The sequence below is a fragment of the Streptomyces sp. NPDC057002 genome, from assembly GCF_042673825.1.
In the GTDB taxonomy this organism is placed as follows: domain Bacteria; phylum Actinomycetota; class Actinomycetes; order Streptomycetales; family Streptomycetaceae; genus Streptomyces.
On the sequence record NZ_JBHURZ010000007.1, the window covers coordinates 205355 to 231164 of the forward strand.

27 protein-coding genes and 1 pseudogene are annotated in these 25810 nt (G+C 71.8%); 7 read left to right on the forward strand and 21 right to left on the reverse strand.

The window, feature by feature from the left end:
- Positions 1–7 precede the first annotated feature (7 nt).
- The 15 genes from ACFT32_RS31995 to ACFT32_RS32065 all read right to left on the reverse strand — a co-directional run bounded on the left by ACFT32_RS31995 (position 8) and on the right by ACFT32_RS32065 (position 14864).
- The gene (locus ACFT32_RS31995) at positions 8–748 is read right to left on the reverse strand and encodes a sirohydrochlorin chelatase (protein ID WP_382496249.1); all 741 of its coding nucleotides are present in this window, start codon (positions 746–748) and stop codon (positions 8–10) included.
- Between the two features lie 6 nt (positions 749–754).
- On the reverse strand, positions 755–1651 hold the full coding sequence (locus ACFT32_RS32000; protein WP_382496251.1) for an ABC transporter permease: 897 nt from the start codon (positions 1649–1651) through the stop codon (positions 755–757).
- Positions 1638–2426 (reverse strand): ABC transporter ATP-binding protein, encoded by a 789-nt coding sequence (locus tag ACFT32_RS32005; RefSeq protein WP_382496253.1) that lies wholly within the window; start codon positions 2424–2426, stop codon positions 1638–1640. The genes ACFT32_RS32000 and ACFT32_RS32005 overlap by 14 nt, the downstream gene beginning before the upstream one ends.
- 35 nt (positions 2427–2461) lie before the next feature.
- Positions 2462–3565: an ABC transporter substrate-binding protein gene (locus tag ACFT32_RS32010; protein WP_382496255.1), complete on the reverse strand. Its 1104-nt coding sequence runs from the start codon at positions 3563–3565 to the stop codon at positions 2462–2464.
- 222 nt (positions 3566–3787) lie between these two features.
- A complete protein-coding gene (locus ACFT32_RS32015; protein WP_382496257.1) occupies positions 3788–5122 on the reverse strand; it encodes a sulfate adenylyltransferase subunit 1 in 1335 nt (444 codons plus the stop codon).
- Positions 5123–5124: 2 nt separating this feature from the next.
- Positions 5125–6060 (reverse strand): sulfate adenylyltransferase subunit CysD, encoded by a 936-nt coding sequence (gene cysD / locus ACFT32_RS32020; protein ID WP_382496259.1) that lies wholly within the window; start codon positions 6058–6060, stop codon positions 5125–5127.
- Positions 6057–6593, reverse strand: coding sequence for an adenylyl-sulfate kinase (cysC, locus tag ACFT32_RS32025; RefSeq protein ID WP_086851630.1), 537 nt, complete (start codon positions 6591–6593; stop codon positions 6057–6059). Before cysC ends, cysD begins: the two co-directional genes overlap by 4 nt.
- 23 nt (positions 6594–6616) lie before the next feature.
- Entirely contained in the window at positions 6617–7327 is a 711-nt protein-coding gene (locus tag ACFT32_RS32030; RefSeq protein ID WP_382496261.1) for a phosphoadenylyl-sulfate reductase, read from the reverse strand.
- Positions 7324–7503: a hypothetical protein gene (locus ACFT32_RS32035; protein WP_382496263.1), complete on the reverse strand. Its 180-nt coding sequence runs from the start codon at positions 7501–7503 to the stop codon at positions 7324–7326. The genes ACFT32_RS32030 and ACFT32_RS32035 overlap by 4 nt, the downstream gene beginning before the upstream one ends.
- Positions 7500–9197, reverse strand: coding sequence for a nitrite/sulfite reductase (locus tag ACFT32_RS32040; RefSeq protein ID WP_382496265.1), 1698 nt, complete (start codon positions 9195–9197; stop codon positions 7500–7502). The genes ACFT32_RS32035 and ACFT32_RS32040 overlap by 4 nt, the downstream gene beginning before the upstream one ends.
- Positions 9198–9337: 140 nt before the next feature.
- The gene (locus ACFT32_RS32045) at positions 9338–9421 is read right to left on the reverse strand and encodes a putative leader peptide (RefSeq protein ID WP_310591794.1); all 84 of its coding nucleotides are present in this window, start codon (positions 9419–9421) and stop codon (positions 9338–9340) included.
- Between the two features lie 126 nt (positions 9422–9547).
- Positions 9548–10120 carry a GNAT family N-acetyltransferase gene (locus tag ACFT32_RS32050; RefSeq protein ID WP_382496266.1) on the reverse strand — a complete coding sequence of 191 codons (573 nt, stop codon included), beginning with the start codon at positions 10118–10120 and terminating at the stop codon, positions 9548–9550.
- An 81-nt stretch (positions 10121–10201) separates the two neighbouring features.
- The gene (locus ACFT32_RS32055; RefSeq protein ID WP_382496268.1) at positions 10202–11509 is read right to left on the reverse strand and encodes a hypothetical protein; all 1308 of its coding nucleotides are present in this window, start codon (positions 11507–11509) and stop codon (positions 10202–10204) included.
- Positions 11510–11693: 184 nt separating this feature from the next.
- Positions 11694–12971, reverse strand: coding sequence for a GAF domain-containing protein (locus ACFT32_RS32060; protein ID WP_382496270.1), 1278 nt, complete (start codon positions 12969–12971; stop codon positions 11694–11696).
- A gap of 258 nt (positions 12972–13229) precedes the next feature.
- A complete protein-coding gene (locus ACFT32_RS32065; protein ID WP_382496272.1) occupies positions 13230–14864 on the reverse strand; it encodes an acyl-CoA dehydrogenase family protein in 1635 nt (544 codons plus the stop codon).
- A 52-nt stretch (positions 14865–14916) separates the two neighbouring features.
- On the opposite strand from ACFT32_RS32065, the gene ACFT32_RS32070 reads away from it, so the two are divergent.
- Positions 14917–16083: a YihY/virulence factor BrkB family protein gene (locus tag ACFT32_RS32070; protein WP_382496274.1), complete on the forward strand. Its 1167-nt coding sequence runs from the start codon at positions 14917–14919 to the stop codon at positions 16081–16083.
- A gap of 12 nt (positions 16084–16095) precedes the next feature.
- Here ACFT32_RS32070 and ACFT32_RS32075 read toward each other — a convergent pair whose 3' ends face one another.
- Positions 16096–16941, reverse strand: a complete 846-nt coding sequence (locus ACFT32_RS32075) for an NmrA family transcriptional regulator (RefSeq protein ID WP_382496276.1) — start codon at positions 16939–16941, stop codon at positions 16096–16098.
- 81 nt (positions 16942–17022) lie between these two features.
- Between ACFT32_RS32075 and ACFT32_RS32080 the strand changes: the two genes are divergently transcribed.
- Together ACFT32_RS32080 and ACFT32_RS32085 are read left to right on the forward strand one after the other, a co-directional pair.
- Complete coding sequence (locus ACFT32_RS32080; RefSeq protein WP_382496277.1) at positions 17023–17958, forward strand: AraC family transcriptional regulator; 936 nt, start codon at positions 17023–17025, stop codon at positions 17956–17958.
- Positions 17959–17987: 29 nt separating this feature from the next.
- Positions 17988–18677 carry a helix-turn-helix domain-containing protein gene (locus ACFT32_RS32085; protein WP_382496279.1) on the forward strand — a complete coding sequence of 230 codons (690 nt, stop codon included), beginning with the start codon at positions 17988–17990 and terminating at the stop codon, positions 18675–18677.
- Here the strand turns inward: ACFT32_RS32085 and ACFT32_RS32090 are convergent.
- Entirely contained in the window at positions 18657–19061 is a 405-nt protein-coding gene (locus ACFT32_RS32090; RefSeq protein WP_382496281.1) for a VOC family protein, read from the reverse strand. The two genes, ACFT32_RS32085 and ACFT32_RS32090, sit on opposite strands and share 21 nt — an antisense overlap.
- Positions 19062–19184: 123 nt before the next feature.
- Between ACFT32_RS32090 and ACFT32_RS32095 the strand changes: the two genes are divergently transcribed.
- Complete coding sequence (locus tag ACFT32_RS32095) at positions 19185–19592, forward strand: SRPBCC family protein (protein WP_382496283.1); 408 nt, start codon at positions 19185–19187, stop codon at positions 19590–19592.
- On the opposite strand, the gene ACFT32_RS32100 is transcribed toward ACFT32_RS32095, so the two are convergent.
- The gene (locus tag ACFT32_RS32100) at positions 19589–20632 is read right to left on the reverse strand and encodes a DUF5954 family protein (RefSeq protein ID WP_382496284.1); all 1044 of its coding nucleotides are present in this window, start codon (positions 20630–20632) and stop codon (positions 19589–19591) included. The two genes, ACFT32_RS32095 and ACFT32_RS32100, sit on opposite strands and share 4 nt — an antisense overlap.
- A 305-nt stretch (positions 20633–20937) precedes the next feature.
- On the opposite strand from ACFT32_RS32100, the gene ACFT32_RS32105 reads away from it, so the two are divergent.
- Positions 20938–21483 (forward strand): peptidoglycan-binding protein, encoded by a 546-nt coding sequence (locus tag ACFT32_RS32105; protein ID WP_382496286.1) that lies wholly within the window; start codon positions 20938–20940, stop codon positions 21481–21483.
- Positions 21484–21511: 28 nt separating this feature from the next.
- On the opposite strand, the gene ACFT32_RS32110 is transcribed toward ACFT32_RS32105, so the two are convergent.
- The 3 genes and pseudogenes from ACFT32_RS32110 to ACFT32_RS32120 all read right to left on the reverse strand — a co-directional run bounded on the left by ACFT32_RS32110 (position 21512) and on the right by ACFT32_RS32120 (position 23426).
- Positions 21512–21934 carry a helix-turn-helix domain-containing protein gene (locus ACFT32_RS32110; protein ID WP_382496288.1) on the reverse strand — a complete coding sequence of 141 codons (423 nt, stop codon included), beginning with the start codon at positions 21932–21934 and terminating at the stop codon, positions 21512–21514.
- Between the two features lie 193 nt (positions 21935–22127).
- Positions 22128–22334: pseudogene (locus ACFT32_RS32115) on the reverse strand (RidA family protein); the annotation flags it as partial.
- A gap of 48 nt (positions 22335–22382) precedes the next feature.
- Complete coding sequence (locus ACFT32_RS32120; RefSeq protein ID WP_382496290.1) at positions 22383–23426, reverse strand: LacI family DNA-binding transcriptional regulator; 1044 nt, start codon at positions 23424–23426, stop codon at positions 22383–22385.
- Between the two features lie 253 nt (positions 23427–23679).
- On the opposite strand from ACFT32_RS32120, the gene ACFT32_RS32125 reads away from it, so the two are divergent.
- Both ACFT32_RS32125 and ACFT32_RS32130 read left to right on the forward strand, forming a co-directional pair.
- On the forward strand, positions 23680–25143 hold the full coding sequence (locus ACFT32_RS32125) for an alpha/beta hydrolase (RefSeq protein WP_382496292.1): 1464 nt from the start codon (positions 23680–23682) through the stop codon (positions 25141–25143).
- Between the two features lie 13 nt (positions 25144–25156).
- Positions 25157–25810, forward strand: a complete 654-nt coding sequence (locus ACFT32_RS32130; protein ID WP_382496294.1) for a hypothetical protein — start codon at positions 25157–25159, stop codon at positions 25808–25810.

Below are 25810 nucleotides of genomic sequence, written 5' to 3' on the forward strand. Positions count from 1 at the left end.
CGCGCGGTCAGGCGCTCACGGCCGCCGGCATCGGCATCCGGGCCGCCTCGTACCGCTCCAGCACCACCCGCGCCACCTCCGGCGCCGGGCCCAGCACATCGGCCAGGACGTCCGCCTCCGCCGCGCCCCGGGCGATGCGGTCCGGGAGGAAACCGGGGGCGAGGACGTAGGGGGCGACGGCCACCCGGGAGCAACCCAGGGCACGGAGTTCGCGGACCGCGTCCTCCGTACGGGGGAGGGATGCGGAGGCGAACGCAGGTCGCACGGCGCACCAGCCGGTGTGCCGCCACTCCCGCGCGATTTCTGCGATCACTGCGATCGCCTCCGGGTCGGTGGACCCCGCCGAGGCCAGGACGACCCCGGTCGAGGACTTGTCGGCGGGGGACAGCCCCGCCTCGTACAGGCGCCGTTCCAGAGCCGCCAGCAGCAGCGGGGACGGGCCCAGGACCTCCGCCTGGTGGATGCGGAGCTGCGGAGGAGCGTCCGCGAGAACCGCCGGGATGTCCGCCTTGGCGTGGAACGCCCGGGTCAGGAGGAGGGGGAGGGCCACGACGTCACGGACGCCCTGGACCGCCAGGGACTCCAGTACCCCCTGCACCGAGGGCACGTTGAAGTCCAGGAAGCCTGTCTCCACGCGCAGGTCGGGGCGCAGGGTGCGGACCCGCCGTACCAGGGCGTGCACGGTCGCGGCGTGCCGCGGATCGCGGCTGCCGTGTGCGATGACGAGGAGAACAGGCTTGTTGATCATGGGACTTCAGCTCTTCACCAGCAGGCCGCGGTTGCGCAGCACCCACCGCTCCAGCGGGCTGAAGATGAGCAGGTCGATGGCGATACCGACGATCAGGATGAGCAGGATGGCCTCGAACACCATGGCCATGTCGCTGGCGTTGCGGCCGTCCTCCAGCAACTGGCCGAGGCCCACGCCGAGGTCCGGGAAGGACGCGATGATCTCCGCGGCCATCAGGGAGCGCCACGAGAACGCCCAGCCCTGCTTCAGACCGGCCACATAGCCGGGCAGCGCGGCCGGCAGGACGATGTGCCAGGTGCCCTTCAGGCCCGTGGCGCCGAGCGTGCGGCCCGCGCGCAGGAACAGCGGCGGCACCTGGTCGACGCCCGACACGAGGCCGTTGGCGATCGACGGGACCGCGCCGAGCAGGATCACCGCGTACATCATCGAGTTGTTCAGCCCCAGCCAGATCACCGCGGGCGGAACCCAGGCGACCGACGGCAGGGACTGCAGGCCCGACAGGATCGGGCCGAGGGCCGCGCGGACGAACTTCACCCGGGCCACCAGCAGACCCAGCGGCGTGCCGATCAGCAGGGCGAAGCAGAAGCCGAGCAGACCGCGCGAGACGCTGGTCCAGATGTAGCCGAGCAGCTCGCCCTCGAGCCACGCCGTGTGCACGACGTCCCACACGGCGGACGGCGCGGGCAGCTTGGTCGGGTCGTCGACGACCTTGAACGAGACGAGGGCCTGCCAGACCGCCAGCACCAGGGCTACGGCGAGGACGGGCGGCAGGATCTTCTCGGTGAAGGTCTGCCGGAACGGCGTGCGGTGCGTCTGCCTCGACTCCAGCGCGTCGAGGCCCGCCTCCAGACCGGCGAGATCGCTGCCGTCCTTGGCGACGGTCGTCGAATCAGTGCTGGCCATGACGGCGGATCTCCCCACGCAGTTCTTCGGTGATCTCGACGGACAGCTCCGCCACCTGGGTGTCCTCGATGCGGCGCGGGTGCGGGATGTCCACCGTCCACTCACGGGCGATCTTGCCCGGACGGGAGGACAGCAGCACCACACGCTGCGCGAGCCGGACCGCCTCGCGCACGTTGTGCGTGACGAACAGGACGGACAGCTGTGTCTCGCGCCAGATGCGGGTCAGCTCGTCGTGCAGCACGTCGCGCGTGATGGCGTCCAGCGCCGCGAACGGCTCGTCCATCAGCAGCAGCTTGCTCTCCTGCGCAAGCGCGCGCGCCAGCGCGACACGCTGGCGCATACCGCCCGACAGCTCGTGCACCCGCTTGCCGTACGCGCCCTTGAGCCGGACGAGTTCGAGCAGTTCCTCGGCCCGCTCGCGGCGCTCGGCCTTCGCGATGCCCCGCAGCTTCAGGGCGAGTTCGATGTTCTTGCCCGCGGTCAGCCACGGGAACAGCGCGTGCTCCTGGAACATCAGCGCCGGGCGGCCGTCCGTGGTGATCTCGCCGACGGTGGGCCGGTCCAGGCCCGCCACCAGGTTGAGCAGCGTGGACTTGCCGCAGCCCGAGGCCCCCAGGAGGGTGACGAACTCGCCGGGCGCGACATCGAGGGTGATGTCGTCCAGAACGAGCTGCTGCCCGGCGGGGCCCGCGAACGACTTCGAAACGTGTTCGATCCGGGCGGCGTGCGTGGCCGACTCAGTGCCGTCGGCGGCCTTGGCGAGGGTGGTTGCCATGGTCGTCACCTCCTGGGAACTCTTCGGGATGCGGGCTACTTGGCGCCGAGACCGGCGTCGTCGACCGCGGGCGCGCCCTCGGCCTTGAGGACCTTGTTCAGCGGAGCGAGGTCGTAGATGCCCTTCAGGTTCGGCTTCTGCAGCAGCCCCGCCTTCACGGCGTGCTCGGCCTCGGTGTTGAGCGTGGAGGCCAGCGGGTCGTCGGTGAACTGGATGGACTTCCACGCCGGGTCGAGCACCTCGGCCGGCAGCGCCTTGCCGGAGTCCTCCTCCAGCTGCTTGTTCGCCGCAGCCTTCGCCGCGTCCGGGTTGGCGTTGATCCACTTGTTGGTCTCGACCGAGCCCTTGAGCAGGGCCTCGACGACCTTCGGGTGCTCCTTGAGGAACTCCTGCCGCACGATGATGTTCGTGATCACGAACTTCTTGTCGGGCCACAGCGACGCCTCGTCGAGCAGCACCTTGCCGCCCTCGGCGACCAGCTTCGACGCGGTCGGCTCCGGCACCCAGGCACCGTCGATCGACCCGGACTTGTAGGCGTCCGGGGTGACCTTGTTGTCGCTGCGGACGACCGTGACGTCACCCTTGCCGCTCTGCGGGTCGACCTTCCAGCCCTGGTCGGCCGCCCAGTTGAGGAACGCCACGTCCTGCGTGTTGCCGAGCTGCGGGGTGGCGATCTTCTTGCCCTTGACGTCCTTCAGGGACTTGATCTTGTCCGGGTTGACCACGAGCTTCACGCCGCCGGACGCCGAACCGCCGATGATGCGCAGGTTCTTGCCGGCGGCCTTGGTGTAGCCGTTGATCGCCGGGGAGGGGCCGATCCAGCCGATGTCGATGGACTCGGAGTTGAGCGCCTCAATCTCGGAGGGACCGGCGTTGAAGATCGCGGGCTCGGCCTTGGTGGCGCCGAGGGCCTTCTGGAAGAAGCCCTTCTGCATGCCCACCAGCGCGGTTCCGTGGGTGAGGTTGCCGAAGTAGCCGATCTTGACGCTGTCGAGACCGTCGATCTTCTTCGCCCCGGCGGCGACCTTGGCGCCCCCGTCGTCCTCGGCCTGGGAGCCGTAGCCGCAGGCGGCCAGAGTGAGCAGGGGAAGCGCGGCTATGACCGCGAGGGATCGGCGCAGAGCGGATGATGCAGGCACGGGAGGTGTTCCTCTCGGAGGCCCGGCGGTCACGGTCTCTCAGGTCGTGGCCGGGAGGTCGGCAGGTTTGCGTCTACGGCGGTGGGGGGTGAGGGCGCGCAGGCAGTGCGCGTACGTCAGCGCACACATCGCGCCACTCCGCCCTGCCCGCTGCCGAGAGCACCGCTGCCGACGCGGCCGCCCTCCTTCGCGAACGTGGAGTAGAAGTCGGGGGAGTTCATGTCAGAAGTCCCACCCGTCGTCGTCGGCCTCGTCCTTCACGGGCTCCGGGGAGGCGAAGGACTCGCCGACCATGCCGGCGGTGAGGGTCTGGCCGTCGTTCGGGTCGATCAGGATGAACGAGCCGGTGCGCCGCGAGTCGGAGTAGGAGTCGACCGGCAGCGGCTCGGCGGTACGGATCTTCACCCGGCCGATGTCGTTCGCGACGAGCTGTCCCGGGTGCGGGTGCAGGGACAGGTCGTCGAGCGTGAGACGGGACGGGATGTCCTTGACGATCGCCTTGACCGTGCGGGTGCCGTGCTTGAGCAGCACCCGGTGGCCGACGGTCAGCGGGGCGTCCGCGACATGGCAGACGGTCGCCTCGATGTCCTGCGTGGTCGCGGGCGCGTCCTTGGTGGGCACGATCAGGTCGCCGCGCGAGATGTCGATGTCGTCCTCCAGCAGGAGGGTCACCGACTGCGTGGTCCACGCGACGTCGACCGGCTCGCCCAGCAGGTCGATGCCGGAGACCTTCGAGGTGCGGCCCGAGGGCAGCACCGTGACCTGCTCGCCGACACGGAAGGAACCGGCCGCGATCTGGCCGGCGTACCCCCGGTAGTCCGGGTGGTCGGTGTTCTGCGGCCGGATCACGTACTGCACGGGCAGCCGGGCGTGGCAGTGGCTCAGGTCGTGGCTGACCGGCACCGTCTCCAGGTGCTCCAGCACCGTCGGGCCGCCGTACCAGTCCATGTTCGCGGAAGGCTCCACCACGTTGTCGCCGACGAGCGCCGAGATCGGGATCGCGGTGACCTCGGGGACGCCCAGCTCGGTCGCGTACGCCGTGAACTCCTCGGCGATGGCGGCGAACACCTTCTCCTCGTACGCGACGAGGTCCATCTTGTTGACCGCGAGGACCACGTGCGGGACGCGCAGCAGGGCGGCGAGGGCGGCGTGCCTGCGGGTCTGCTCGACGACGCCGTTGCGCGCGTCGACCAGGATGACCGTCAGCTCGGCCGTGGAGGCGCCGGTGACCATGTTCCGCGTGTACTGCACATGGCCGGGGGTGTCGGCGAGGATGAACCGCCGCAGGGGCGTGGCGAAGTAGCGGTAGGCCACGTCGATGGTGATGCCCTGCTCCCGCTCGGCCCGCAGACCGTCCGTCAGCAGCGCGAGGTCCGGCGCCTCCTGGCCCCGGCTCGCCGAAGCGCGCTCCACGGCCTCCAACTGGTCGGTGAGGACCGACTTGGAGTCGTGCAGCAGCCGGCCCACCAGGGTGGACTTGCCGTCGTCGACCGAACCGGCGGTGGCGAACCGCAGCAGGGTGGTCTCCGAGAGTTCCTCGGTGGTGATGGTGCTCATCTCTAGAAGTACCCCTCGCGCTTGCGGTCTTCCATCGCGGCTTCGGACATCTTGTCGTCGGCGCGGGTGGCGCCGCGCTCGGTGAGCCGGGAGGCGGCGATCTCGACGATCACCTTCTCGATGGTGTCGGCCTCGGAGTCGACGGCTCCGGTGCAGGACATGTCACCGACCGTGCGGTAGCGCACCAGGCGCTTCTCCACGGTCTCGCCGTCCTTCGGGCCGCCCCACTCGCCGGCGGTCAGCCACATGCCGCTGCGCTGGAACACCTCGCGCTCGTGGGCGTAGTAGATCTGCGGCAGCTCGATGCCCTCGCGGGCGATGTACTGCCACACGTCCAGCTCGGTCCAGTTGGACAGCGGGAACACGCGCACGTGCTCGCCGGGGGCATGCCGGCCGTTGTACAGGTTCCACAGCTCCGGGCGCTGCCGGCGCGGGTCCCACTGGGAGAACTCGTCCCGCAGGGAGAACACCCGCTCCTTGGCCCGGGCCTTCTCCTCGTCGCGCCGTCCGCCGCCGAAGACGGCGTCGAACTTCTCCGCCTGGATCTTCTCCGTCAGCGGCAGCGTCTGCAGCGGGTTGCGGGTGCCGTCCGGGCGCTCCTTGAGCACACCGCGGTCGATGTAGTCCTGCACGGAGGCGACGTGCAGCCGCAGCCCGTGCCGCTCGACCGTACCGTCCCGGTAGTCGAGGACCTCGGGGAAGTTGTGCCCGGTGTCCACGTGCAGCAGCGAGAACGGCACCGCCGCCGGCCGGAAGGCCTTGAGCGCCAGGTGCAGCATGACGATGGAGTCCTTGCCGCCGGAGAAGAGGATCACCGGCCGCTCGAACTCGCCCGCCACCTCGCGGAAGATGTGCACCGCCTCGGACTCGAGGGCGTCGAGGTGGGACAGCGCGTAGGGGCTGTCGGTCTCCTCGGAAACGGTGGCGGCGGACGTCATGCCAGTCCCCTTTCGCTGAGCAGGGCGTACACCGACGCCGCGGACTCCTGCACGGTCTGGTTCTGCGACTCGATGCGCAGATCCGGCGACTCGGGCGCCTCGTACGGGTCGTCGACCCCGGTGAGTCCCGTGAGCTCGCCCGCCGCCTGCTTGGCGTACAGGCCCTTCACATCCCGCTCGCTGCACACCTCGACCGGCGTCGCCACGTGGATCTCCACGTACGCCGTCCCGTTCGCCTGGTGCCGCTTGCGCACCGCCTCACGGCTGTCCTGGTAGGGCGCGATGACCGGGACGAGGGCGAGCACGCCGTTGCGGGCGAGCAGTTCGGCGACGAAGCCGATCCGCTGCACATTGGTGTGCCGGTCCTCGCGGCTGAAGCCGAGGCCCGCCGAGAGGAACTCGCGGATCTCGTCGCCGTCGAGCACCTCGACGCGGTGGCCCTCGGCGCGCAGCCGGCCGGCCAGCTCGTGGGCGATGGTGGTCTTGCCGGCACTCGGCAGACCCGTGAGCCAGACGGTGGCTCCGGTCGTCACGTCGTTCTCCTGAGTCGTCGTCGTCATCCGTGCAGCCCGCACTCGGTCTTGCTGCGGCCCGCCCAGCGGCCGGCGCGTGCGTCCTCGCCCTCCAGCACCCGGCGGGTGCAGGGGGCGCAGCCGACGGAGGGGTAACCGTCCATCAGCAGCGGGTTCGTCAGGACGCCGTGCTCGGTGACATAGGCGTCCACGTCGTCCTGGCTCCAGCGGGCGATCGGGGAGATCTTCACCTTCTGCCGCTTCTCGTCCCAGCCGACCACCGGGGTGTTCGCCCGGGTCGGGGACTCGTCGCGGCGTAGCCCGGTCGCCCAGGCCCGGTAGTCCCTCAGGCCCTCTTCGAGCGGCTGCACCTTGCGCATCGCGCAGCACAGGTCGGGATTGCGGTCGTGCAGCTTCGGGCCGTACTCCGCGTCCTGCTCGGCGACCGTCAGGCGCGGCGTGAGCGTGATGACGTTGACGTCCATCACGGCGTCGACCGCGTCACGGGTGCCGATGGTCTCCTCGAAGTGGTAGCCGGTGTCGAGGAAGACGACGTCCACGCCGGGCATCGCGCGGGAGGCGAGGTGGGCGACCACCGCGTCCTCCATGGAGGAGGTCACGCAGAAGCGCTTGCCGAACGTCTCGGCCGCCCACTGGAGGATCTCCAGCGCGGAGGCGTCCTCCAGGTCGCGGCCCGCCTGCTCGGCGAGCGCCTTCAGATCCTCGGTGCTGCGCTCTTCCTGAGTGGTCGTCATATCTCTGCCCCTCCGGAGTCGGATCGCTTCAGTCCCTGGGCCAGCAGCCCGAGGAACTTCAGCTGAAAGGCCCGGCTGCACGCCGCGCATTCCCACGCGCCGTGTGCCTCGGCGCTCGGACGCAGGTCCTCGTCACCGCAGTAAGGGCAGTAGAACGGGGCGGCGCGTTCACTCATGAGAGGGCCTCCTCGCTGGCCCGGGTGGCCCAGGCGGCGAACCGCTCGCCGTCCTCGCGCTCCGCCTCGAACCGCTTCAGGACACGCTCGATGTAGTCGGGCAGCTCCTCGGAGGTGACCTTCAGGCCGCGCACCTTGCGGCCGAAGCCCGCCTCCAGGCCCAGCGCGCCGCCGAGGTGCACCTGGTAGCCCTCGACCTGCTCGCCCTGGCTGTTGACGACCAGCTGGCCCTTGAGACCGATGTCCGCGACCTGGATACGGGCGCAGGCGTTCGGGCAGCCGTTGAGGTTGATGGTGAGCGGCTCGTCGAAGTCCGGCAGACGGCGCTCCAGTTCGTCGATGAGCTGCGAGCCGCGCTGCTTGGTCTCGACGATGGCGAGCTTGCAGAACTCGATGCCGGTGCAGGCCATGGTGCCGCGCCGGAACGTGGACGGCCGGGCGGTCAGGTCGAGCGCCTCCAGGCCCTCGACCAGCGACGCGACCTTGTCCTCCTCGACATCGAGGACGATCATCTTCTGCTCGACGGTGGTGCGCACCCGGCCCGAGCCGTGGGCCTCGGCGAGGTCGGCGATCTTCGTGATGGTCGCGCCGTCGACGCGTCCCACACGCGGGGCGAAACCGACGTAGAAGCGGCCGTCGTTCTGCCGGTGCACACCGATGTGGTCGCGCCACTGCTGGGACGGCTGCTCGGGGGCCGGGCCGTCGACCAGCTTGCGCTTCAGGTACTCGTCCTCCAGCACCTGGCGGAACTTCTCCGCGCCCCAGTCGGCGACGAGGAACTTCAGCCGGGCGCGGGTGCGCAGCCGGCGGTAGCCGTAGTCACGGAAGATCGAGATGACGCCCTCGTAGACGTCCGGGACGTCATCGATCGACACCCAGGCGCCCAGCCGCACGCCCAGCTTGGGGTTGGTGGACAGGCCGCCGCCGACCCATACGTCGAAGCCCGGGCCGTGCTCGGGGTGCCGCACGCCGACGAACGCGACGTCGTTGATCTCGTGCACCACGTCCAGCACCGGCGAACCCGAGATCGCGGTCTTGAACTTGCGGGGGAGGTTCGAGTACGCCGGGTTGTTCAGGACGCGGCGCTTCATCTCCTCCAGGGCCGGGGTGGCGTCGATGATCTCGTCCTCGGCGATACCGGCGACGGGCGAGCCGATCATCACGCGCGGGGTGTCGCCGCAGGCGGTGACCGTCGACAGGCCCACGCCCTCCAGCCGGTTCCAGATCTCCGGCACGTCCTCGATCCGGATCCAGTGGTACTGGACGTTCTGCCGGTCCGTGATGTCGGCGGTGCCGCGCGCGAACTCCTGCGAGATCTCACCGATGACCCGCAGCTGCTGAGTGGTCAGCGCCCCGCCGTCGATGCGGACGCGCAGCATGAAGTACTCGTCGTCCAGCTCCTCCGGCTCCAGGATCGCGGTCTTGCCGCCGTCGATCCCGGGACGGCGCTGGGTGTACAGACCCCACCAGCGCATCCGGCCGCGCAGGTCGTTCGGGTCGATCGAGTCGAAGCCCCGCTTGGAGTAGATCGTCTCAATGCGTGTCCGCACATTGAGACCGTCGTCGTCCTTCTTGAACTGCTCATTGCCGTTGAGCGGGGTGTGGTGTCCCACGGCCCACTGACCCTCACCGCGGTGACGGCTCACCTTGCGGCGGGGAGTCGCGGCGGCAGGCTTCTGCGGGGTGGCGGCCATGGTTGATACGTCCTTCGGGACAGGCGGGAAAGCGGCTCTGACCTGCGCGCGCGGGCGCATGGGCATACGTGCGCGTCATTGCGCGGGAAAGGAGTCGAGAAGGGGGATGTCGGGCGCTGCGTGAGTGCTCTCAGATGCTCTCAGCGCGCCGGACAGATGGCGCTGGACATGCGGCCGAGGTCGACGTGCCGCCGACTCACCAAGGCAATTCCAGTTCCAGACATGACGGAAGCGTGTCACGGCGATCTGGACACAGTCCAGCTTCGTCCAAGATTCGGACACTCGTGTCTCGAAATCCAAGACACGCGTGTCCTTGGTCACATCAGGTCACCCCGGGGTGTCCGACCAGGTCAGACAGGGAACGCCCCAGGCCACGGTCCCGGAGCGGCGACGTCCGCCTCCTCCTCGACCTTGGTGTCGAACAGCTGGAACCCACGGCGCCGGTAGTTGTCCATCGCGTGCTCGCCGTCCTTGCTGCAGGTGTGCAGCCAGACCCGCTTCGTCGGCGTCAGTCCCGCCCAGCGGTCGGCGAGATCCCAGGCCCGGGCCGTGCCGTACGACAGCAGGTGCCCGCCGATGCGCCGGCCCCGGAAGCCGGGCAGCAGTCCGAAGTAGACGATCTCCACGACCGCGTCGTCCTGCGCCTCCAGCTCCACGTACCCGGCGGGCGTGCCCCGGTCGTAGGCCACCCAGGTCTCCACACCGGGCCGCTCCAGGTGCTCCACCCACCGCTCGTACGACCAGCTCAGCCGGTCGGTCCAGCGGATGTCGCCGCCCACCGACGCGTACAGGAACCGGCTGAACTCGGGCGAGGGCACCTCGGAGCGCACGACCCGGACGTCCCCGTCCGGCGCGACGGCCGGCAGCAGGTCGGTCGGGGCGGTCTGCTCCAGGGACCAGGTGGTCACGGCGATGGTCGGCATGAGGGTCAGGAAACCATCAGGTATGACGACCTGTCGAACGCCGGGGGCCGTGGCCGGGGGCGGCACCCCGCCGGACGCGCCCTAGTCGAGGGCCCGGTCGACCGAGGACAGGGGCAGTGCGAACAGCATCCGGCCGGACTGGGACCAGACCTCGCCGGTCTCCTCCCAGTAGGACAGGGAGCCCGACCGGCCGCTCCAGCAGTGGCGGGTCTCGTCCGTCCCGCACTCCGTCGCCCGGGCGCTGTCCGTGTCCTGGCGCCACAGCGTCCCGTGGCCGCCCGGTGAGCCCGCCGCACGGTCGAGGTACCAGCCCGAGCGGTACGCCAGCACGCCCCGCACATCGGTCGTCTTCGTCTCGTACGCCTCGACCGGGTCCGCGTGCCCGGAGGAGTCGGTGGTGAGCAGACCGGGCCGCGCCGGGTCCCGGCTCAGCGGGTAGCGCCACAGCCGGGTGCGCCGGTCGCCGTCCGCGGGCACCCACTCGCTCGCGACCAGACTGTCGGGGGAGGTGCTGCGGTCCAGGGAGACGGTGGCCGGGCGCGGCTCGTCGCCGCCGGGCAGGGTGTAGGAGCCGACGGCGGGCAGCACGTACCGGTAGCCGTGCGCCGCCCAGCCGCCGCGCACCCGGCCGACCGCGTCGGACTCGACGGTGGCGCGCTGGATGCGGTCCATGTCGTACACGTACAGCGCGTCCCGGTCGCCCTCGCGGGTCGTCACCAGCAGCTTGTCCTGGTACCAGACCATGCCGGACAGCGGCGAGACCAGCCCCCGGTAGTCGTGACCGCCGTCCACCGGGACGGCCAGCAGGGCCCACGTGTAGCGGAGCCGGTCCGGGTCGTTCGCGTCGACGAAGGCGACCTTGGCCAGACCCTGCCCGGGCGCCGGGCCGTCCATGGAGCCGCCCTCGGCGCCGTTGGTCCAGCCGGAGAGGATCACACGGTTCTCGCCCCAGCGGCCGTCGTCGTCCGCGTCCCCCGAGGTGGTGACCGCGCCCGGCCGCCAGCCCCGGGTGTCGGCGGCGCCGAAGCAGTACGCGCGTGTGGCCGCCGGTTCGACCGGCAAGGCGTGCTTCTCGGCGGTCGAACAGTCGGCCGCGTCCCGCAGCGGGCGGTCGGCGCTCTCCAGCACGGTGCCGACACCGACGGGGCGGCCCATCTCGGAGGAGAGCCGGTCGAGCCACTGCCCCGGCACCCGGCGCTCGGCCAGCGGCAGCCGCCCGGCCTCGGCCGACGCGCTGAGCGGCTTCAGCGTCCCCGGGGCGTCGGTGACCTCGGCCTGCGAAGCGCTGATCAGAGTGGCGGCGGCGGTGAGCGCGAGGGCCGTCCCGGCCAGCGTCGCCCGTACCGCCCTGCCCCGTCTGCGCCGCCGGTGCCTGCCGCGATGCTTCATAACGTCCTCCCGAGGCGGGTCAACTGCGCCTGATGATCCATACGTTGACGGAGGAGCAGGTGGGATGGCCCGTAGAGGGATGCTACGGCAGGTGAGCGGGGTGGCGGACGAAGACCCCGCAAATATGCGAAAGATGTACCTCCGAGGGAGGGGCGGATGTCCCGGTCGGCACGTCCGGTGAACCTCAGGGGGCCGGTGCGGACGTACGGAGCCCGCACACCGCCGGGGCCGTCGAGTACGGCAGCAGATCGCGCGGGTCGTCCGGGAGCAGCATCTCCACCTCGGCGTCCTCGGCGAACCGGTACGGCCGGTGCTCCAGTAACGCGCCCAGATACCGCCGTACCCGGGACATCTCGGCGCGCACCGTCACCGTGCGGGCCGGGTCGCCGAACACGTCCCCGGCCAGGCCCGAGGCGCTGCGGCCGGTGCGGTGGACGGCGAGGAGGTACAGCAACTCGGCATGCCGGGGACTCAGTTCGCGGGCCCAGGACCCGGCGCCCCCGGAGACCTCCACCGACCATCTGCGCGCCTGTCTGAGGTCCAGCACGATCCTGGTCGCCCCGCGCGGCACCGGCTCGTCGGCGGCCGCCCGCACCAGCCAGCCCCCGGCCAGCGGCTCCACCGAGCACCGCCCGAGCGCCGGCAGCCACCGCAGGCCCGCCGACAGCGACTTCGGCAGGGCGACCCGCCGTGTGTACGGCATCCCGCTCACCGCGGCCGTCCAGCCGTCCGCGTCGACCACCAGGGCACGCCCGCCGAGCCGGGCCAGCACCGGCGCCGCCACCGCGCGCAGCCGCTCCAGCGACTCCACGTGCATCTCCCGCAGCCGGGCCTCGGCGAGCTTGGCCACCGAGCCGACCCAGGCGAGCGTGGCCGGATGCATCGTCTCCAGCGGCCCGCTCACGTCCACCACGCCGAGCAGCCGGCCGTCCCGCGGATCCGTCAGGGGAGCGCCGGCACAGGTCCAGCCGGCCTGGGAACGCACGAAGTGCTCGGAGGCGAACACCTGGACGGGCCGGCGCACCACCGCCGGAGTGCCCAGACCGTTCGTGCCGACGACGTCCTCGCGCCAGTCCGCGCCGAGTTCGAAGCCGAGCCCGTCGGCCTTGCGCAGCACCGGCGCGCTGCCCTCGCGCCACAGCACCCGGCCGTCCTCGTCGGCGACCACCATGATGTGGTGCGCGATGTCGGCGACCGCCAGCAGCCCCTCCCGCAGCACGGGCAGCACATGGCGCAGCGCCGAGGTCTCGCGCCGCCGCCGCACCTCCTCGAGGGGCAGCAGCCCCGCCCGGAAGTCATGGTCCGGGTCGACGCCGCCGCGCAGCATCCGCTCCCAGGACTGCTCGATCACCGGCCGCGGCGCCACGGGGGCGGGCTGCCCGGAGAGCCGGGCGGAGCGGACCTCGTCGAGTACCCGGGCCGCCCGCGTGGCGTTCACGGCGGCGAGCTGCGTGACGTCCATCGGCGTGTCCCCCCGGAGCCGTTTCTGACTGTCCGTCTCATAGTGTCGTCTGCCCCTGACGGACGCGCACAGTCCGCACACAGTCGGCATCAAGTTGCAACCCCTCGCAACCCTGGTGGACGGCCCGGCCGTGGCTGAAAATTGAGCGGCGCCGTCCCGAGCGGCGTTCGATGGCTCGAACGGGCCAGTGCCGCGGGGGTGGTGCCGTGTCGGCGCAGCACCACCCCCGCTCCCGCGCAAGCGGATCAGAACAACAGGTCAGGAGACAGGACGCGCCCGCTCCACGACCGCCGCCAGGTCCAGCGTGTGCGGCAGTGTCCCGAAGGCCGCGCCCCCGTCGCCGCCCAGCCGAGCGGCGCAAAACGCGTCGGCCACCTGCGGCGGCGCGAACCGGACGAGCAGCGACCCCTGGAGCACCAGCGCGAGCCGCTCCGCCAGCCGTCGCGCCCGCCCCTCCACGCCCTCCAGATCGGCCAGTTCGGTCAGCAGGTTCCTGATGGCCCCGTCGAGACGGTGATCGGCGCCGCGCGCCTGCCCGACCTCCCGCAGATACGCGTCCAGAGCGCCCGGCTCCCGCTGCAACGCCCGCAGCACATCGAGGGCCTGGACATTGCCCGCGCCCTCCCAGACCGAGTTGAGCGGCGACTCCCGCACCAGCCGCGGCATTCCGGACTCCTCGACGTAGCCGTTGCCGCCCAGGCACTCCGCCGCCTCCACCGCCACCGGCGGGCACCGCTTGGTCACCCAGTACTTGGCGGCCGGCACCGCGATCCGCAGCAGCGCCCGCTCCTGCTCGCCGCCGTCGTCGTAGGCGGCCGCGAGCCGCAGCGCCAGGGTCGTCGCCGCCTCCGACTCCAGGGCGAGATCGGCGAGGACGTTGCGCATCAGCGGCTTGTCGACGAGCTTCCCGCCGAACGCCTCGCGGTGGGTGCAGTGGTGCACCGCCTGCGCCACGGCCTGCCGCATCAGCCCCGCCGAGCCCAGCACACAGTCGAGCCGGGTCGCGGCGACCATCCCGATGATGGTGCGCACTCCGCGCCCTTCCTCGCCGACCCGGCGGGCCCAGGTCCCGTCGAACTCGACCTCGGCGGACGCGTTCGACCGGTTGCCGAGCTTGTCCTTCAGCCGCTGGATCAGGAACACGTTGCGCGTCCCGTCCTCCAGCACACGCGGCACCAGGAAGCAGGTCAGCCCGCCCGGAGCCTGCGCCAGCACCAGGAAGCCGTCGGACATCGGCGCCGAGCAGAACCACTTGTGCCCGGTCAGCTCGTACGTCCCGTCCTCGGCGAGCGGCCGCGCGGAGGTGGTGTTCGCCCGGACGTCGCTGCCGCCCTGCTTCTCCGTCATGCCCATCCCGAACAGCGCGCCGGCCTTGAGACGGGCGGGCCGCAGCTCACGGTCGTAGACCATGGACGTCAGCCGCGGCTCCCACTCGGCGGCCAGCTCCGGGTCCGTGCGCAGGGCGGGCACCGCCGCGTGCGTCATCGACAGGGGGCAGCCGTTGCCGGCCTCGACCTGCGTCCACACGAGGAAGGCGGCGGCCCGTCGGACATGCCCGGCCGGCCGCCCCCAGGCCGCCGTCAGACCGGCCGAGACGCCCTTGCCGAGCAGCCGGTGCCAGGACGGATGGAACTCGACCTCGTCGATCCGCTCGCCGTACCGGTCGTGTGTGCGCAGCCGCGGCGGATTCTCGTTGGCGTGCGTTCCCCACTCCTGCACCTGGGCCGAGCCGGAGGCCCGTCCGAGCGCCGACAGCTCGCCGAGCACCTCGTCGAGCAGATCCGGATCCAGATGCCGTTCGACCGCGGCCGTGAGGGCCCGGTCGGCCGTGAAGACGTCGTACCCGACCAGCGGCGGGACCTGGTTGCTCACGGTGTGGGTGCTGCCAGCCATGCTGCGAACCTACCGGGTGAGTGCGGTCGGGCGCGACGGATACCGTTAGGGGGTGCAGCCAGCAAGTGAAACCCCCGACACACCCTCCGGGCGCCTCCACCGGGCGCGGGCTCTCTACCGGAACGTATCCAAGCGCAGGACCGCCTGGCTGCTGCTCAAGGACACCGTCAACTCCTGCATCGAGTACCGCATCCTGGGCCTGGCCGCCGAGGCCGCGTTCTTCACGCTGCTGTCGGTGCCGCCGCTGCTGCTCAGCATGATCGGACTGCTCGGCTACGTCGACGCCTGGACCGGCGCCGACACCATCGAGAGCCTCCAGGCCAACATCCTGGAGGCCGCGCGCACGATCCTCTCCGACCAGGGCGTCAGAGAGATCGCCGAGCCGATCCTGCACGACGTGATGAAGGGCGGCCGGCCCGACGTCATCTCCATCGGATTCCTGTTCGCCCTGTGGTCCGGCTCCCGCGCGGTGAACGTCTTCATCGACACCATCACCGTCATGTACGGCCTCGACGGCGTCCGGGGCATCGTCAAGACCCGCCTGCTGGCCTTCGCGCTGTTCATCGTGGCCCTGCTGATCGGCTCGATCGCGCTGCCGCTGATGGTGGCCGGGCCGGACGCGGTGGTGCGGATCGTGCCGTGGTCGACGACGGTCGTGCAGGTCCTGTACTGGCCCGTGGTGATCCTGCTGTCGATCGCCTTCCTCACGACGCTGTACCACGTGTCCGTGCCCGTCCGCTCCCCGTGGATCGAGGACGTGCCCGGCGCGCTCGTCGCCCTCGGCATGTGGGTGCTCGGCAGCTTCCTGCTGCGGATCTACCTGACCAGCACGGTCGAGGGCCCCACGATCTACGGCTCCCTGGCCGCGCCCGTCGCCGTGCTGCTGTGGATCGGTGTGTCCGCGTTCGCCGTGCTGGTCGGGGCCGCGGTCAACGCCGCCATCGACCGGGTCTGGCCGGCCGCCGCCACGGCCGCGGCCCGCGAGGCCAACGAGCGGCTGCGGCAGGCGCAGGTCGCCGAGTACGTGGCGCGCGCCGCCGCCGCGGGGGAGGCCGACCCCGACATGCCCTCCGAGTTCCCGGAACGCTGGTCCCGCTTCCTCCCCCCGGAGGACGTCTCGGCCCGCCTGCGCACGCATGTGAAGAGCACCCATGTGAAGAGCACCCATGCGAAGAGCACGCAGGCCAACGGGGAGAGGAAGCCGCCCGAGGACAAGTGACGCACGGCGGTCTCAGGCCTTCCAGGTCCCGGCCGCCGCCTCCTCGCGCACGAAGTCGGCGAAGTCCCTGGGCGCGCGGCCCAGGACCTCCCGTACACCGTCCTCGAGGTGCGCGTTGCGGCCGTCGAGCAGGGTGTCGAAGATGCCGGTCATCGCCGCGACCTCCTCCGGTGGCAGACCGAAGCCGACCATGGCCTCGCCGTAGTCCCGGGTGGAGACGGCCCGGTACGTCAGCGGCCGCCCCGTCGCCCCGGCGATCTCCGCGACCGCCTCCCCGAAGGTCAGCAGCCGCGCCCCGGACAGGGTGAGCGTCCGGCCCACGTACCGCTCGCCGCCCGTCAGCGCGCTCACCACCACGTCCGCGATGTCCCGCACATCGAGGAACGGCTCCCGCACCTCGTCGGCCGGGAACACCAGCTCACCGCGCTCCCGCAGCTCCGCCACCAGCGGGCCCTCGCTGAAGTTCTGCGCGAACCACGCGGCCCGTACGACCGTCCAGTCCGCCCCCGAGGCGTGCAGCGCCTCCTCGGTCGGCAGGGCCTGGTCCTCGCCCCGCGCGGACAGCAGCACCAGCCGCCGCACCCCGAGCCCGACCGCCTCGCGCGCCAGCGCCCCGACCGCTTCGGCGGCGCCCGGCGCGCCGACGTCCGTGGGGTGGGCGAGATAGGCAGCGTCGGCGCCGCGCAGGGTCGCCGCCCAGGTCGAGCGGTCCCACCAGTCGAAGCCGGTCGCCCGGGACGCGGCCCGCACCGTGAGTCCCGCGGCCTCCGCGGCCCGCGCCACCCGGCTCCCCGTACGGCCGGAGGCGCCCGTCACCACCACTGTCATGCTCTGCGTGTTGCGTGTCGTGTTCGTCATGCCGTCGAGTCAACTGCCGTGCGCGGCACGGAACCATCGCTGAACGGCTCATTCCCATACGCCCGCGTCTACGCTGGCCCCATGGACGCAGTCGCAGGGCTACTGGACGGCCCCCGCGCCCGGGGCGCGTTCATGATCAGGGCGTGTTTCGACCCCCCGTGGGCGGTCCGCGTGGAGGACCGGGCCCCGCTCACCGTGATGCTCGTCGTGCGCGGCGAGGCCTGGGTCGTGCCCGACCGGGGCGGGCGGGCCCTGCTGCGGGCCGGGGACCTCGCCATCGCCCGCGGCCCGGACCCGTACATCTGCGCGGACGACCCCGGTACGGCCCCGCAGGCGCTGATCCTGCCGGACCAGGAGTGCCGCTACCCCGACGGACGGCCCCTCAACGGCTCCATGGACCTGGGCGTCCGCACCTGGGGCGACCGGCTCGACGGGGCCACCGTGCTGCTGATCGGCACGTACCCGATGAAGGGCGAGGTCAGCGGACGGCTGCTGGACGCCCTGCCGCCGCTGCTCACCCTCCCGTCCGACGTGTGGGCCTGCCCGCTCACGCCGTACGTCGCCGAGGAGATCGTCCGGGACGAGCCGGGCCAGGAGGTCGTCCTGGACCGGCTGCTCGACCTGCTGGTCATCGCCGCGCTGCGGGCCTGGTTCGCCCGCCCCGAGGCGGAGGCCCCCGCCTGGTACCGGGCCCTCGCCGACCCCGTCGTCGGCGGCGTCCTGCGCCTGCTCCAGGACGACCCCGCCCACCCGTGGACCGTGGCCTCCCTCGCCGCCAAGGCTGGAGTGTCCCGCGCCGCGCTCGCCCGCCGCTTCACCGGCCTGGTCGGCGAACCCCCGATGACCTACCTCACCGGCTGGCGTCTCGCCCTCGCCGCCGACCGTCTGCGCGACTCCGACGACACGCTCGACGCGGTGGCCCGCCGGGTCGGCTACGGCAGCGCGTTCGCCCTGTCCACCGCGTTCAAGCGGGTGTACGGCGTCAGCCCGGTCGAGTACCGGGCGCGGGCGGCGTGAGCCGGCAGGGGCGGCGTAGCCTGGCACCTGTGTACGTGGAGTGGGCGTCGCGGCTGGCGGGAGCGGTCGTGTGGACCAACACCCCGGACCGGGACGGGGTGGGCCGGGTGCTGCCCGACGGGTGCATGGATCTGCTGTGGCACGAAGGGCGGCTGCTGGTCGCCGGGCCCGACACCCACGCCTACCTCACGGGCGGTGCGGCCGGTGCCTGGGCCGGGGTCCGCTTCTACCCGGGCACGGCTCCCGCGCTCCTCGGCGTACCGGCGCACGAGCTGCGTGACCGCCGGGTCGAGCTGACGGAACTGTGGCCGGCCTCGGAGGTACGCCGTCTGGCCGATCGCGTGCACGCGGCCCCCGACCCGGCGAGCGGCCTGGAGGAGGTGGCGCTGCGGCAGGCGGCCGGTGCCGAACCCCCGGACCCGGTGCTGCGACAGGTCGTCACAGCGCTCGACACGGGCCGCCCGGTCGCCGTGACCGCCGACGAACTCGGCCTGGGCGCCCGTCAGTTGCACCGCCGCTCCCTGGCCGCGTTCGGCTACGGCCCCAAGACCCTGGCCCGTATCCTGCGGCTGCGCCGCGCCCTCGCACTGGCCCGGGGCGGTGTGCCCTTCGCGGACACGGCTGCCCGGGCCGGGTACGCCGACCAGGCCCATCTGGCCCGCGACGTCAGGGAGTTGGCGGGCTTGCCGCTGGGTGAGCTACTCGCCGGACGCGGCTAGCGGGGCGAACAGGTCCACCCCGTTGCCGTCCGGGTCGAGCACGACGGCGTACCGCTGTCCCCAGAACGCGTCCCAGGGCTTGAGCTCGCCGTGGTACCCGGAGCCCACCAGCGTCTCGTACAGGGCGTCCACTTCCGACGGCCCGTCGCACCGCAGGGCCAGCGAGGTCCGTCCACCGCCGGCGGGCGGCTCCCACTCGGGGAGGAAGGAACGGACCGTCTCCTCGGTGTCGAACATCAGCCGGAGCCCGCCGGGCAGTCCGGCCTCGGCGTGCGGCTGGTTCTCGGCGCCCTCCGGGAAGGCGAACCCGAGCCGGCGGTAGAAGGTGACGGAGGCGGCCATGTCGGAGACGACCAGGCCGATGGCATCGAATCGTGCGGTCATGGCGCCACCGTAGGCAGGCCGGGCGCGGCCGGTCTTGAAGGAAACGGACACCGGGCCCGGCACCCGCACCCGTGTCCGATCCGTTCAAGACCATCCCCCGGCCGACCCCGTAACGTCGCCGCCATGACGACCACGACACAGCGATCCCAACACCTCGGCATCCCGATCGACCGCCCCGCCCAGGAGGTCTACGACTACGTCTCCGACCCCCTCAACGTCCCCGGCTGGGCCCCCGGACTGGCGCGCTCCATCGAGCTGGTGGACGGCCGGTGGGTGGGGGAGTCCCCGATGGGGCGGGTCGTGGTCGTGTTCACGCCCAGGAACGAGTTCGGCGTGCTCGACCACGACGTCACCCTGCCCTCGGGGCAGACCGTGCACAATCCGATGCGGGTGATCGCCGACGGCCCCGGCTGCGAGGTGGTGTTCACACTGCGCAGGCGGCCCGGGATGAGCGACGAGGAGTTCCGCCGTGACGCGGAGGCGGTGTCCGCCGACCTGACCGGCCTCAAGCGGCTGATGGAACGCTCCTAGCCCGTCTCCTGGCCCGTCTCCTCCGACTCGTAGTGGATGGTGCCGTCCTCGTCCATCGTCGGGTGCATCTTCATGGGGCCGTACTCGTCGATGTCCGACGGCCGCGGGCCTTCCGGTCCGTCGGGCCCCATGCGCAGAAAGCGTTCCACGCGGCAGATCCGGAAGAGGCGGCCGTCGAAGCGGAACTCGTCGGCGCGGTCGAGTGCCTTGTACTCCTCGGCGGCGCGCGCGTACTTCGCCTTCTTGGCCTCGTCGTACCGGTACAGCATGGCCCAGATCTCCGACATGCCGTTGTAGAGCAGACGCCGGGCGTCGTGGGGCGTGGCCATGAGCGTGCCGCAGGGCTGCCAGCCGTGGCGGCCGCGCTCGACCACGCCGAATCCGGTGGGCAGCAGCACGGGATCCGGGTGCGTGGCCACCGCACGCTCGGAGTCCTCGCGGACGTCGGTGGGAAAGCGGGCGCCCGTGTACGCGAAGTCGCTCAGGCCCAGCCGCAGCGCCCCCGCCGCCAGTCCGTCCGGGCGGGCCGGGTCGAGGACGAAGCCGACGTCCGGGGACGCGGTGTCCTTCGCCCGCTTGTCCCACGACCGCCGCACCGGCTCCAGGTCGGTGGGGCGCGGCGGCTCAAGACCGTCGTCGTCGCAGCGCGCGAACTCGTCGCCGCGCACGACCCGATAGCGCACCCCGCACACCTCCACCTCGTTCACCGGCTCGCGCTCCATCACCGCGACGGCGGCCAGCAGTTCGCGCCGGACGGCCGGGTCGTCGGTGTCGTCCTTGGCCGTGAACCACAGGTGCGAGTGCAGACCGTCCCGGGCCACCTGCGGCATTCCGTCCGTCACCGGCTTCAGCAGCCGCCACTGAGGCCCCGCGGCGGGATCCTGCGCGGCGACCCCGAAGACCGGCCCGCGCAGCGACAGAGCGGGATAGCGCCGCGAGGCGTCCATCGCGTCGGCCTCCCGCACCCAGGCGGCGGGATCGTCGCGGCGGACCAACTCCTCCTGGAGAGCGTCGATCTGTTGCTGCCAGTCATCATCCATGCACGCATTGTCCTGGCTGTGCCGAGGGCGTGGGAGGCCGGGCGGCGCAACAAAGGCTGTTGTTGGGAACCGGGCGCGGATGCCGGGCGCCGCCTTCCGGACCGGTCCGGCCCAGGGAGACCCCGAGCGTCCCACGCTCCGCCGGGACGCCGCCGCCCGGCGCGTGAGCCGTCCCTGGGCGGTCCGTGAACGCCGGGAAGGCTCGCCCCGCACGGGGGCCGGACGTGACGCTGTGCCCTGCCAAACGAGACGAGCCGCCCCAGGGGTGACCCGCCGGGGGACGGCGGTTCGGAAAGGAACACCGCATGAGGATGCGCAATCGGGCCATGGCGATGGTGACGGCCGTGCTGCTGGGGGGCGGGGCCACTGGGATCGCCCTGGCACCGGCAGCGAACGCCGCTCCCGCTCCCGCGTACTTCGGCATCGACGGCGGCGGTGCCGTCACCAACGACTGGGAGGACGAGGAGAACCTCGGCGTCGAGGCCTACGCCAGGGGCAACGCCATCGCCCTGTGGGAGACCGTCCTGTGGGCGGACGGCGCCCTGTGGGAGGACGACGAGGGTGAGTGGCGGCCCTTCAAGAAGAGCCAGATCGACGGCTCTTTCGGACCGGAGACCGAGTCGGCCACGCAGTGGTGGCAGAGCCGGCACAACCTCCCCGAGACCGACGGCACGGTCGTCAGCGAGAGCTGGGACTTCGCCCAGACCCGGTTGCAGAGCCTCCCGGGCAACATCGTCCAGTACAAGGGCGACGCGCGGAACGTCAACTTCAAGCGCGTGGGCGGCAAGTACCAGGTGAAGCTCAAGAACGTCGGGTCCTGGAAGAACGCGCACTACCGCATCGTGGGCTGAGTGCCCGGACGAGCGGGTGACCTCCAGGTCACCCGCTCCCCGGCGGCAGTGCCCACAGCAGCCCCGCCAGCAGTACGACGATGACCGCGAAGGAGACCAGCGCCGCCGCCCGCCACCGCCGGTACTCGGCAGCGGGCGGCGGTGTCGCGATGTCCACCGCCTGCCCGGCCGGCCCCGTCGCGCCGCGCGGCCATGTCGGATCGGCCAGGTCCCACACCGCCAGGAGCCGCGCCTGATCCGCCCCGGCCACCCGGCACAGCGCCTGCACCGCGCCCCTCGGCGGCTGCTTGGCCCCGCTGAGATACCGCTGCCACGACGACTTGCTGTACGCCGTCCGCCGCGCCAGCTCGGCCAGGCTCAGACCCGTGCGGTCCTTCAGGGCCCGCAGTTGCTCGACCAGATGCCGTGCCTCCCTCGGCAGTGCGTCCGGAAGCGGCTGCCAGCGTGTCATGGTCGTCCCCCCACTGCCCGCCGCCACCCCGCCCCCGGGCAACGGCCCCTCCCCACCGCATCGTTCGACGCCGGCCCGTCCGGACCAGTTCCCCGCGGAGACGGGCGCGCGACGCGTGCGGGGGGTGTGAGACGGCCGGCCGAGCGACCGCCGGTCGGCGATGGTGCGCCGGGGTGCCGCGACCGAAGCGGGCCGCCGGCCTCAGCCGGTCGAAGGCGGGTTCCACCTGCGCGGCGAAGCCCTCGGGCACCGGCGTGCCGGTCGCGTCGGAGGCGCACTGGCCGCTGATGAAGACGGTTTCCCCGGGCGCCGAGACGGCGTGGCCGTAGCCGAACGGCGTGGGGTCGTGGAGAGCGGCCGGGTGGCCCTGACCGCCGTCGCCGACTCGCCCTGTGCGCAGGCGGGTTCCGGACCGGGGAGCCGTCGGCGCACACGCGTGACGAACGCCCTACGCCCGCGGCGCCGCCGTGCTGGCCCGTTCCACCAACCGTGTCGACAACTCCGTCCGCGTGCTCTCCGGGCAGTGCCCGTCCATCACGCGCAGCAGGGAGCGCAGGGCCGTCGCGGCCATCTCCGACAGCGGCTGGCGGACCGTCGTCAGCGCCGGGGAGGCCCAGCGGGCCTCGGGCAGGTCGTCGAAGCCCACCACACTCACGTCGTGCGGGACCTTCAGCCCCTGCTCGGCCAGGGCCTGGTACACCCCCAGCGCCATCCGGTCCGAGCAGACGAAGACGGCCGTCGGCGGCTCCGGCAGGTCGAGCAGTTCCAGCATGCGGCGGCGGGCCCGGCTCTCGTCGAAACCGGCGTGCCGTACGTACTCGGCGCGATGCCGGACCCCGGCCGACGCGAGCGCCGAGCGGTAACCGGCGACCCGGGCACTGCTGCACATCGTGCGCCGGTCGCCGGCGATGACGGCGACGCGCTCATGCCCCAGGGACAGCAGATGCCCGGTGGCCGTCAGACCGCCCTGCCAGTTCGCCGCCCCCACCGACACCACGCCCTCCGGCGGCTCCTGAACCGGGTCGATCATCACGAACGGGATGCGGTGCTGCTCCAGCCAGGCGTACTGCGAGTCGCTCAGCTCGGCCAGGTTGAACAGGACCCCGGAGGAGCCCCGGGCGACCAATTTGTCCAGCCAGCCGCGCTCCGGGCGGCCGACCCGGGAGCGGGTCAGGGCGGCCGACACGACGACCTCCAGGCCCGCGTCGTGCGCCGCCTCCTCCACCCCGTGCAGCACCGCGCCCGACCAGGAACTCTCCAGCGAGTGCACGACCAGGTCGACCAGCCGGGGCGCCTTCGCCGCGTCGAACCGGGGTCTGCGCACATAGCCGAGCCGGTCGAGCGCCTCGGTGACCCGGCGGCGGGTCTCGGGCGCCACGTCCTCCCGGCCGTTGACCACCTTGGACGCGGTCGGCACCGACACCCCCGCCTCACGGGCCACGACCGCCAGCGTCGGACCTGCCGCCACGCTCGCACTCGCCGTACGGACCATCGGAACCCACCTCTCGACCGGGCAGAAAGCGCTTCCTACTCTAGGTGCGGCGCAGGACGGCGGGTAGACAGCGGACTGAATGCCGGCCGATCGGGCCGACACGTCGTGGACGAGGCCGTATCGCCGGAATTCCATCGGGTGCGCGGCGATGACGTCTGTCACTTTCAGTGATGACAAGTCTCACTGCCGACGGGGTCGCACCGGAAGAAGACTGGACTTCCGTCCAGGTGTGCGCCCCTCAGGAGGACTTCACATGCACCGAGCCTTATCCCTCGCCCTCGCCGCCGCCGGCGTGGTGGCGGCGTCCGCGCTTCCGGGAGTTTCGGTGGCGGCGACGCCGGACCCCGTGCGGTGGGGCCCGTGCCCGAAGGACGTCGCCGCGCCCCCTCTTGAGTGCTCGACGCTCGAAGTCCCGCTGGACTACCGGAAACCGGACGGCCGGCAGATCGAGATCGCGATCTCCCGGCTGGCGAGCGAGGAACCCTCCAAACGCCGCGGCGTGCTGCTGACCAATCCAGGCGGTCCCGGCGGTTCGGGGCTCAACTACCCGGCTGTTCTCGCCGCCTCAGGGCTGCCGAAGAAGGTGCTGGACTCCTACGACGTGATCGGCTTCGACCCGCGTGGCGTCGGCCGCAGCACTCCGGTGACCTGCGATCTGACGCGGGAGCAGCAGTACGACGGCAACTTCCCGGCGTACGCGCACACCGCGGCCGATGTCGCGCGGGAGGCGCCGAAGGCGCGGACCATCGCCGAGCAGTGCGCCGCCTCGCGGACGGCATGGATGCTGCCGCACACCACCACCGCGAACACCGCGCGCGACATGGACCGGATCCGGGCGGCGCTGGGCGAGCCGAAGCTGTCGTACCTCGGTGCCTCCTACGGCACCTCCCTGGGCGCGGTGTACACGACGATGTTCCCGAAGCGCAGCGACCGGATCGTGCTCGACAGCAACTTTGGTCCCGGCGGTTACGACTACACCGCCATGCGGATGTTCGCCCGTGGAATGGAGGACCGCTTCCCGGACTTCGCGAAGTTCGCGGCCGCGCACCCCGAGTACGGCCTGGGCACCACACCGGAGCAGGTGACCGCGAAGTACTTCGAACTCGCCGAGCGGCTGGAGGAGAAGCCGGTCCAGGGCATCGGCGGCACCGAGTTCCGCGGGTTCACGTTCGACCGTCTCTACGCCGACGGGTTCATGACCGAGCTGGCCGAGTTCTGGCAGGCGGTCGACACGGACCGGCCGGTGCCGGACATTCCGCCGTTGCCGAACATGGAGAACCTCATGGCCGCGCGTTTCTACGTGATATGCGGTGACACGCGCTGGCCGGGGACGGTCCGGGAGTATCAGCGCAACGTCGCGGCCGACCGGGTGAAGCATCCGATGCTGGGCGGGTCCACGGCCGGCATCGGGCCGTGCGCGTTCTGGCCGGACGAGCGGGTCGAGCCGCCGGTGCGCATCGGTGACCGGGGTCCGTCGAACGTGCTCATGGTGCAGAACGAGCGCGACCCCGGGACCCCGCTTGCCGGCGCCCGGGAGCTGCGGAAAGCGCTCGGGAAGCGGGCCACGATGGTGACGGCCGACCAGGGCGGGCACGGTGTCTATCCGTTCGGCCGCAACACCTGCGCGAAGGACGCGGTGACCACGTTCCTGACCACCGGGCAGCGCCCGTCCAAGGACCTCGCCTGCGCGGCGGAGCCGAGCAAGTCGAGCAAGTAGCGGGAGCGGAAGCATGTTCAAGGAATGGCGGCATCGCCGGGCTGTCCAGCGGGTCAAGCCCGGGGACGGACGACCGTTGAAGCGTTTCCGCTGGTGGCAGATGCTTACCCGCGCACTGTTCCATCTCCGGCTGTTGAGCGACGAGGGCCGGCAGCTGGACTACGCCGTCGACGTCAGGCATCAGAATCAGAAGGACGGCTACGTCAAGGCCCACCTGTACCTCGACGGCAGGCATCACGCCGAGTCCAGAGTCCCCGCCGTCTTCCCCGTCCACGGCGGCACCGTCGAAGTGAGGGCGAGCAACTTCGGGCTCAAGCGCTGCCACTACGTCACCGCCGAGGGGGCCGAGTTCCGGCTCGTCCCGGACCCCGCCTCGGCCGAGGGGCGCCGCGCCCGCCTCGACCGATCGCACCCCGCGGTGAGCCGCTGTATCGGTTTCCTCTCGCTGATCGTGCTGCTCATCGGCCTGTCTCTCCTGATCCTTCAGCTCGCCGAACAGCTCACCCGGGACCCGCAGGGCCTCGCCCGGTACGTCGGGACCTTCATCTCGCCCATTGATCTGCCGGCAGGGGCCAACGCCGTGGTCGGGCTCGTCACTGTGGCGGCCAGCACCGAGCGGGCGCTGCGGCTGCGCTACAACTGGCTGCTCGACGGCGGGGCGGGCTGA

What these genes read in the sequence shown, in the direction of transcription:
- ACFT32_RS32000 (WP_382496251.1), bottom strand. Translation starts at nt 1,651, where the DNA reads ATGGCCAGCACTGATTCGACGACCGTCGCCAAGGACGGCAGCGATCTC.
- ACFT32_RS32050 (WP_382496266.1), bottom strand. Translation starts at nt 10,120, where the DNA reads ATGCCGACCATCGCCGTGACCACCTGGTCCCTGGAGCAGACCGCCCCG.
- ACFT32_RS32005 (WP_382496253.1), bottom strand. Translation starts at nt 2,426, where the DNA reads ATGGCAACCACCCTCGCCAAGGCCGCCGACGGCACTGAGTCGGCCACG.
- ACFT32_RS32090 (WP_382496281.1), bottom strand. Translation starts at nt 19,061, where the DNA reads ATGACCGCACGATTCGATGCCATCGGCCTGGTCGTCTCCGACATGGCC.
- ACFT32_RS32055 (WP_382496268.1), bottom strand. Translation starts at nt 11,509, where the DNA reads ATGAAGCATCGCGGCAGGCACCGGCGGCGCAGACGGGGCAGGGCGGTA.
- ACFT32_RS32095 (WP_382496283.1), top strand. Translation starts at nt 19,185, where the DNA reads ATGACGACCACGACACAGCGATCCCAACACCTCGGCATCCCGATCGAC.
- ACFT32_RS32105 (WP_382496286.1), top strand. Translation starts at nt 20,938, where the DNA reads ATGAGGATGCGCAATCGGGCCATGGCGATGGTGACGGCCGTGCTGCTG.
- cysD (WP_382496259.1), bottom strand. Translation starts at nt 6,060, where the DNA reads ATGACGTCCGCCGCCACCGTTTCCGAGGAGACCGACAGCCCCTACGCG.
- ACFT32_RS32110 (WP_382496288.1), bottom strand. Translation starts at nt 21,934, where the DNA reads ATGACACGCTGGCAGCCGCTTCCGGACGCACTGCCGAGGGAGGCACGG.
- ACFT32_RS31995 (WP_382496249.1), bottom strand. Translation starts at nt 748, where the DNA reads ATGATCAACAAGCCTGTTCTCCTCGTCATCGCACACGGCAGCCGCGAT.
- ACFT32_RS32045 (WP_310591794.1), bottom strand. Translation starts at nt 9,421, where the DNA reads ATGTCTGGAACTGGAATTGCCTTGGTGAGTCGGCGGCACGTCGACCTC.
- ACFT32_RS32130 (WP_382496294.1), top strand. Translation starts at nt 25,157, where the DNA reads ATGTTCAAGGAATGGCGGCATCGCCGGGCTGTCCAGCGGGTCAAGCCC.
- ACFT32_RS32040 (WP_382496265.1), bottom strand. Translation starts at nt 9,197, where the DNA reads ATGGCCGCCACCCCGCAGAAGCCTGCCGCCGCGACTCCCCGCCGCAAG.
- ACFT32_RS32120 (WP_382496290.1), bottom strand. Translation starts at nt 23,426, where the DNA reads ATGGTCCGTACGGCGAGTGCGAGCGTGGCGGCAGGTCCGACGCTGGCG.
- ACFT32_RS32080 (WP_382496277.1), top strand. Translation starts at nt 17,023, where the DNA reads ATGGACGCAGTCGCAGGGCTACTGGACGGCCCCCGCGCCCGGGGCGCG.
- ACFT32_RS32075 (WP_382496276.1), bottom strand. Translation starts at nt 16,941, where the DNA reads ATGACGAACACGACACGCAACACGCAGAGCATGACAGTGGTGGTGACG.
- ACFT32_RS32030 (WP_382496261.1), bottom strand. Translation starts at nt 7,327, where the DNA reads ATGACGACCACTCAGGAAGAGCGCAGCACCGAGGATCTGAAGGCGCTC.
- ACFT32_RS32100 (WP_382496284.1), bottom strand. Translation starts at nt 20,632, where the DNA reads ATGGATGATGACTGGCAGCAACAGATCGACGCTCTCCAGGAGGAGTTG.
- ACFT32_RS32125 (WP_382496292.1), top strand. Translation starts at nt 23,680, where the DNA reads ATGCACCGAGCCTTATCCCTCGCCCTCGCCGCCGCCGGCGTGGTGGCG.
- ACFT32_RS32035 (WP_382496263.1), bottom strand. Translation starts at nt 7,503, where the DNA reads ATGAGTGAACGCGCCGCCCCGTTCTACTGCCCTTACTGCGGTGACGAG.
- ACFT32_RS32015 (WP_382496257.1), bottom strand. Translation starts at nt 5,122, where the DNA reads ATGAGCACCATCACCACCGAGGAACTCTCGGAGACCACCCTGCTGCGG.
- ACFT32_RS32065 (WP_382496272.1), bottom strand. Translation starts at nt 14,864, where the DNA reads ATGGCTGGCAGCACCCACACCGTGAGCAACCAGGTCCCGCCGCTGGTC.
- ACFT32_RS32060 (WP_382496270.1), bottom strand. Translation starts at nt 12,971, where the DNA reads ATGGACGTCACGCAGCTCGCCGCCGTGAACGCCACGCGGGCGGCCCGG.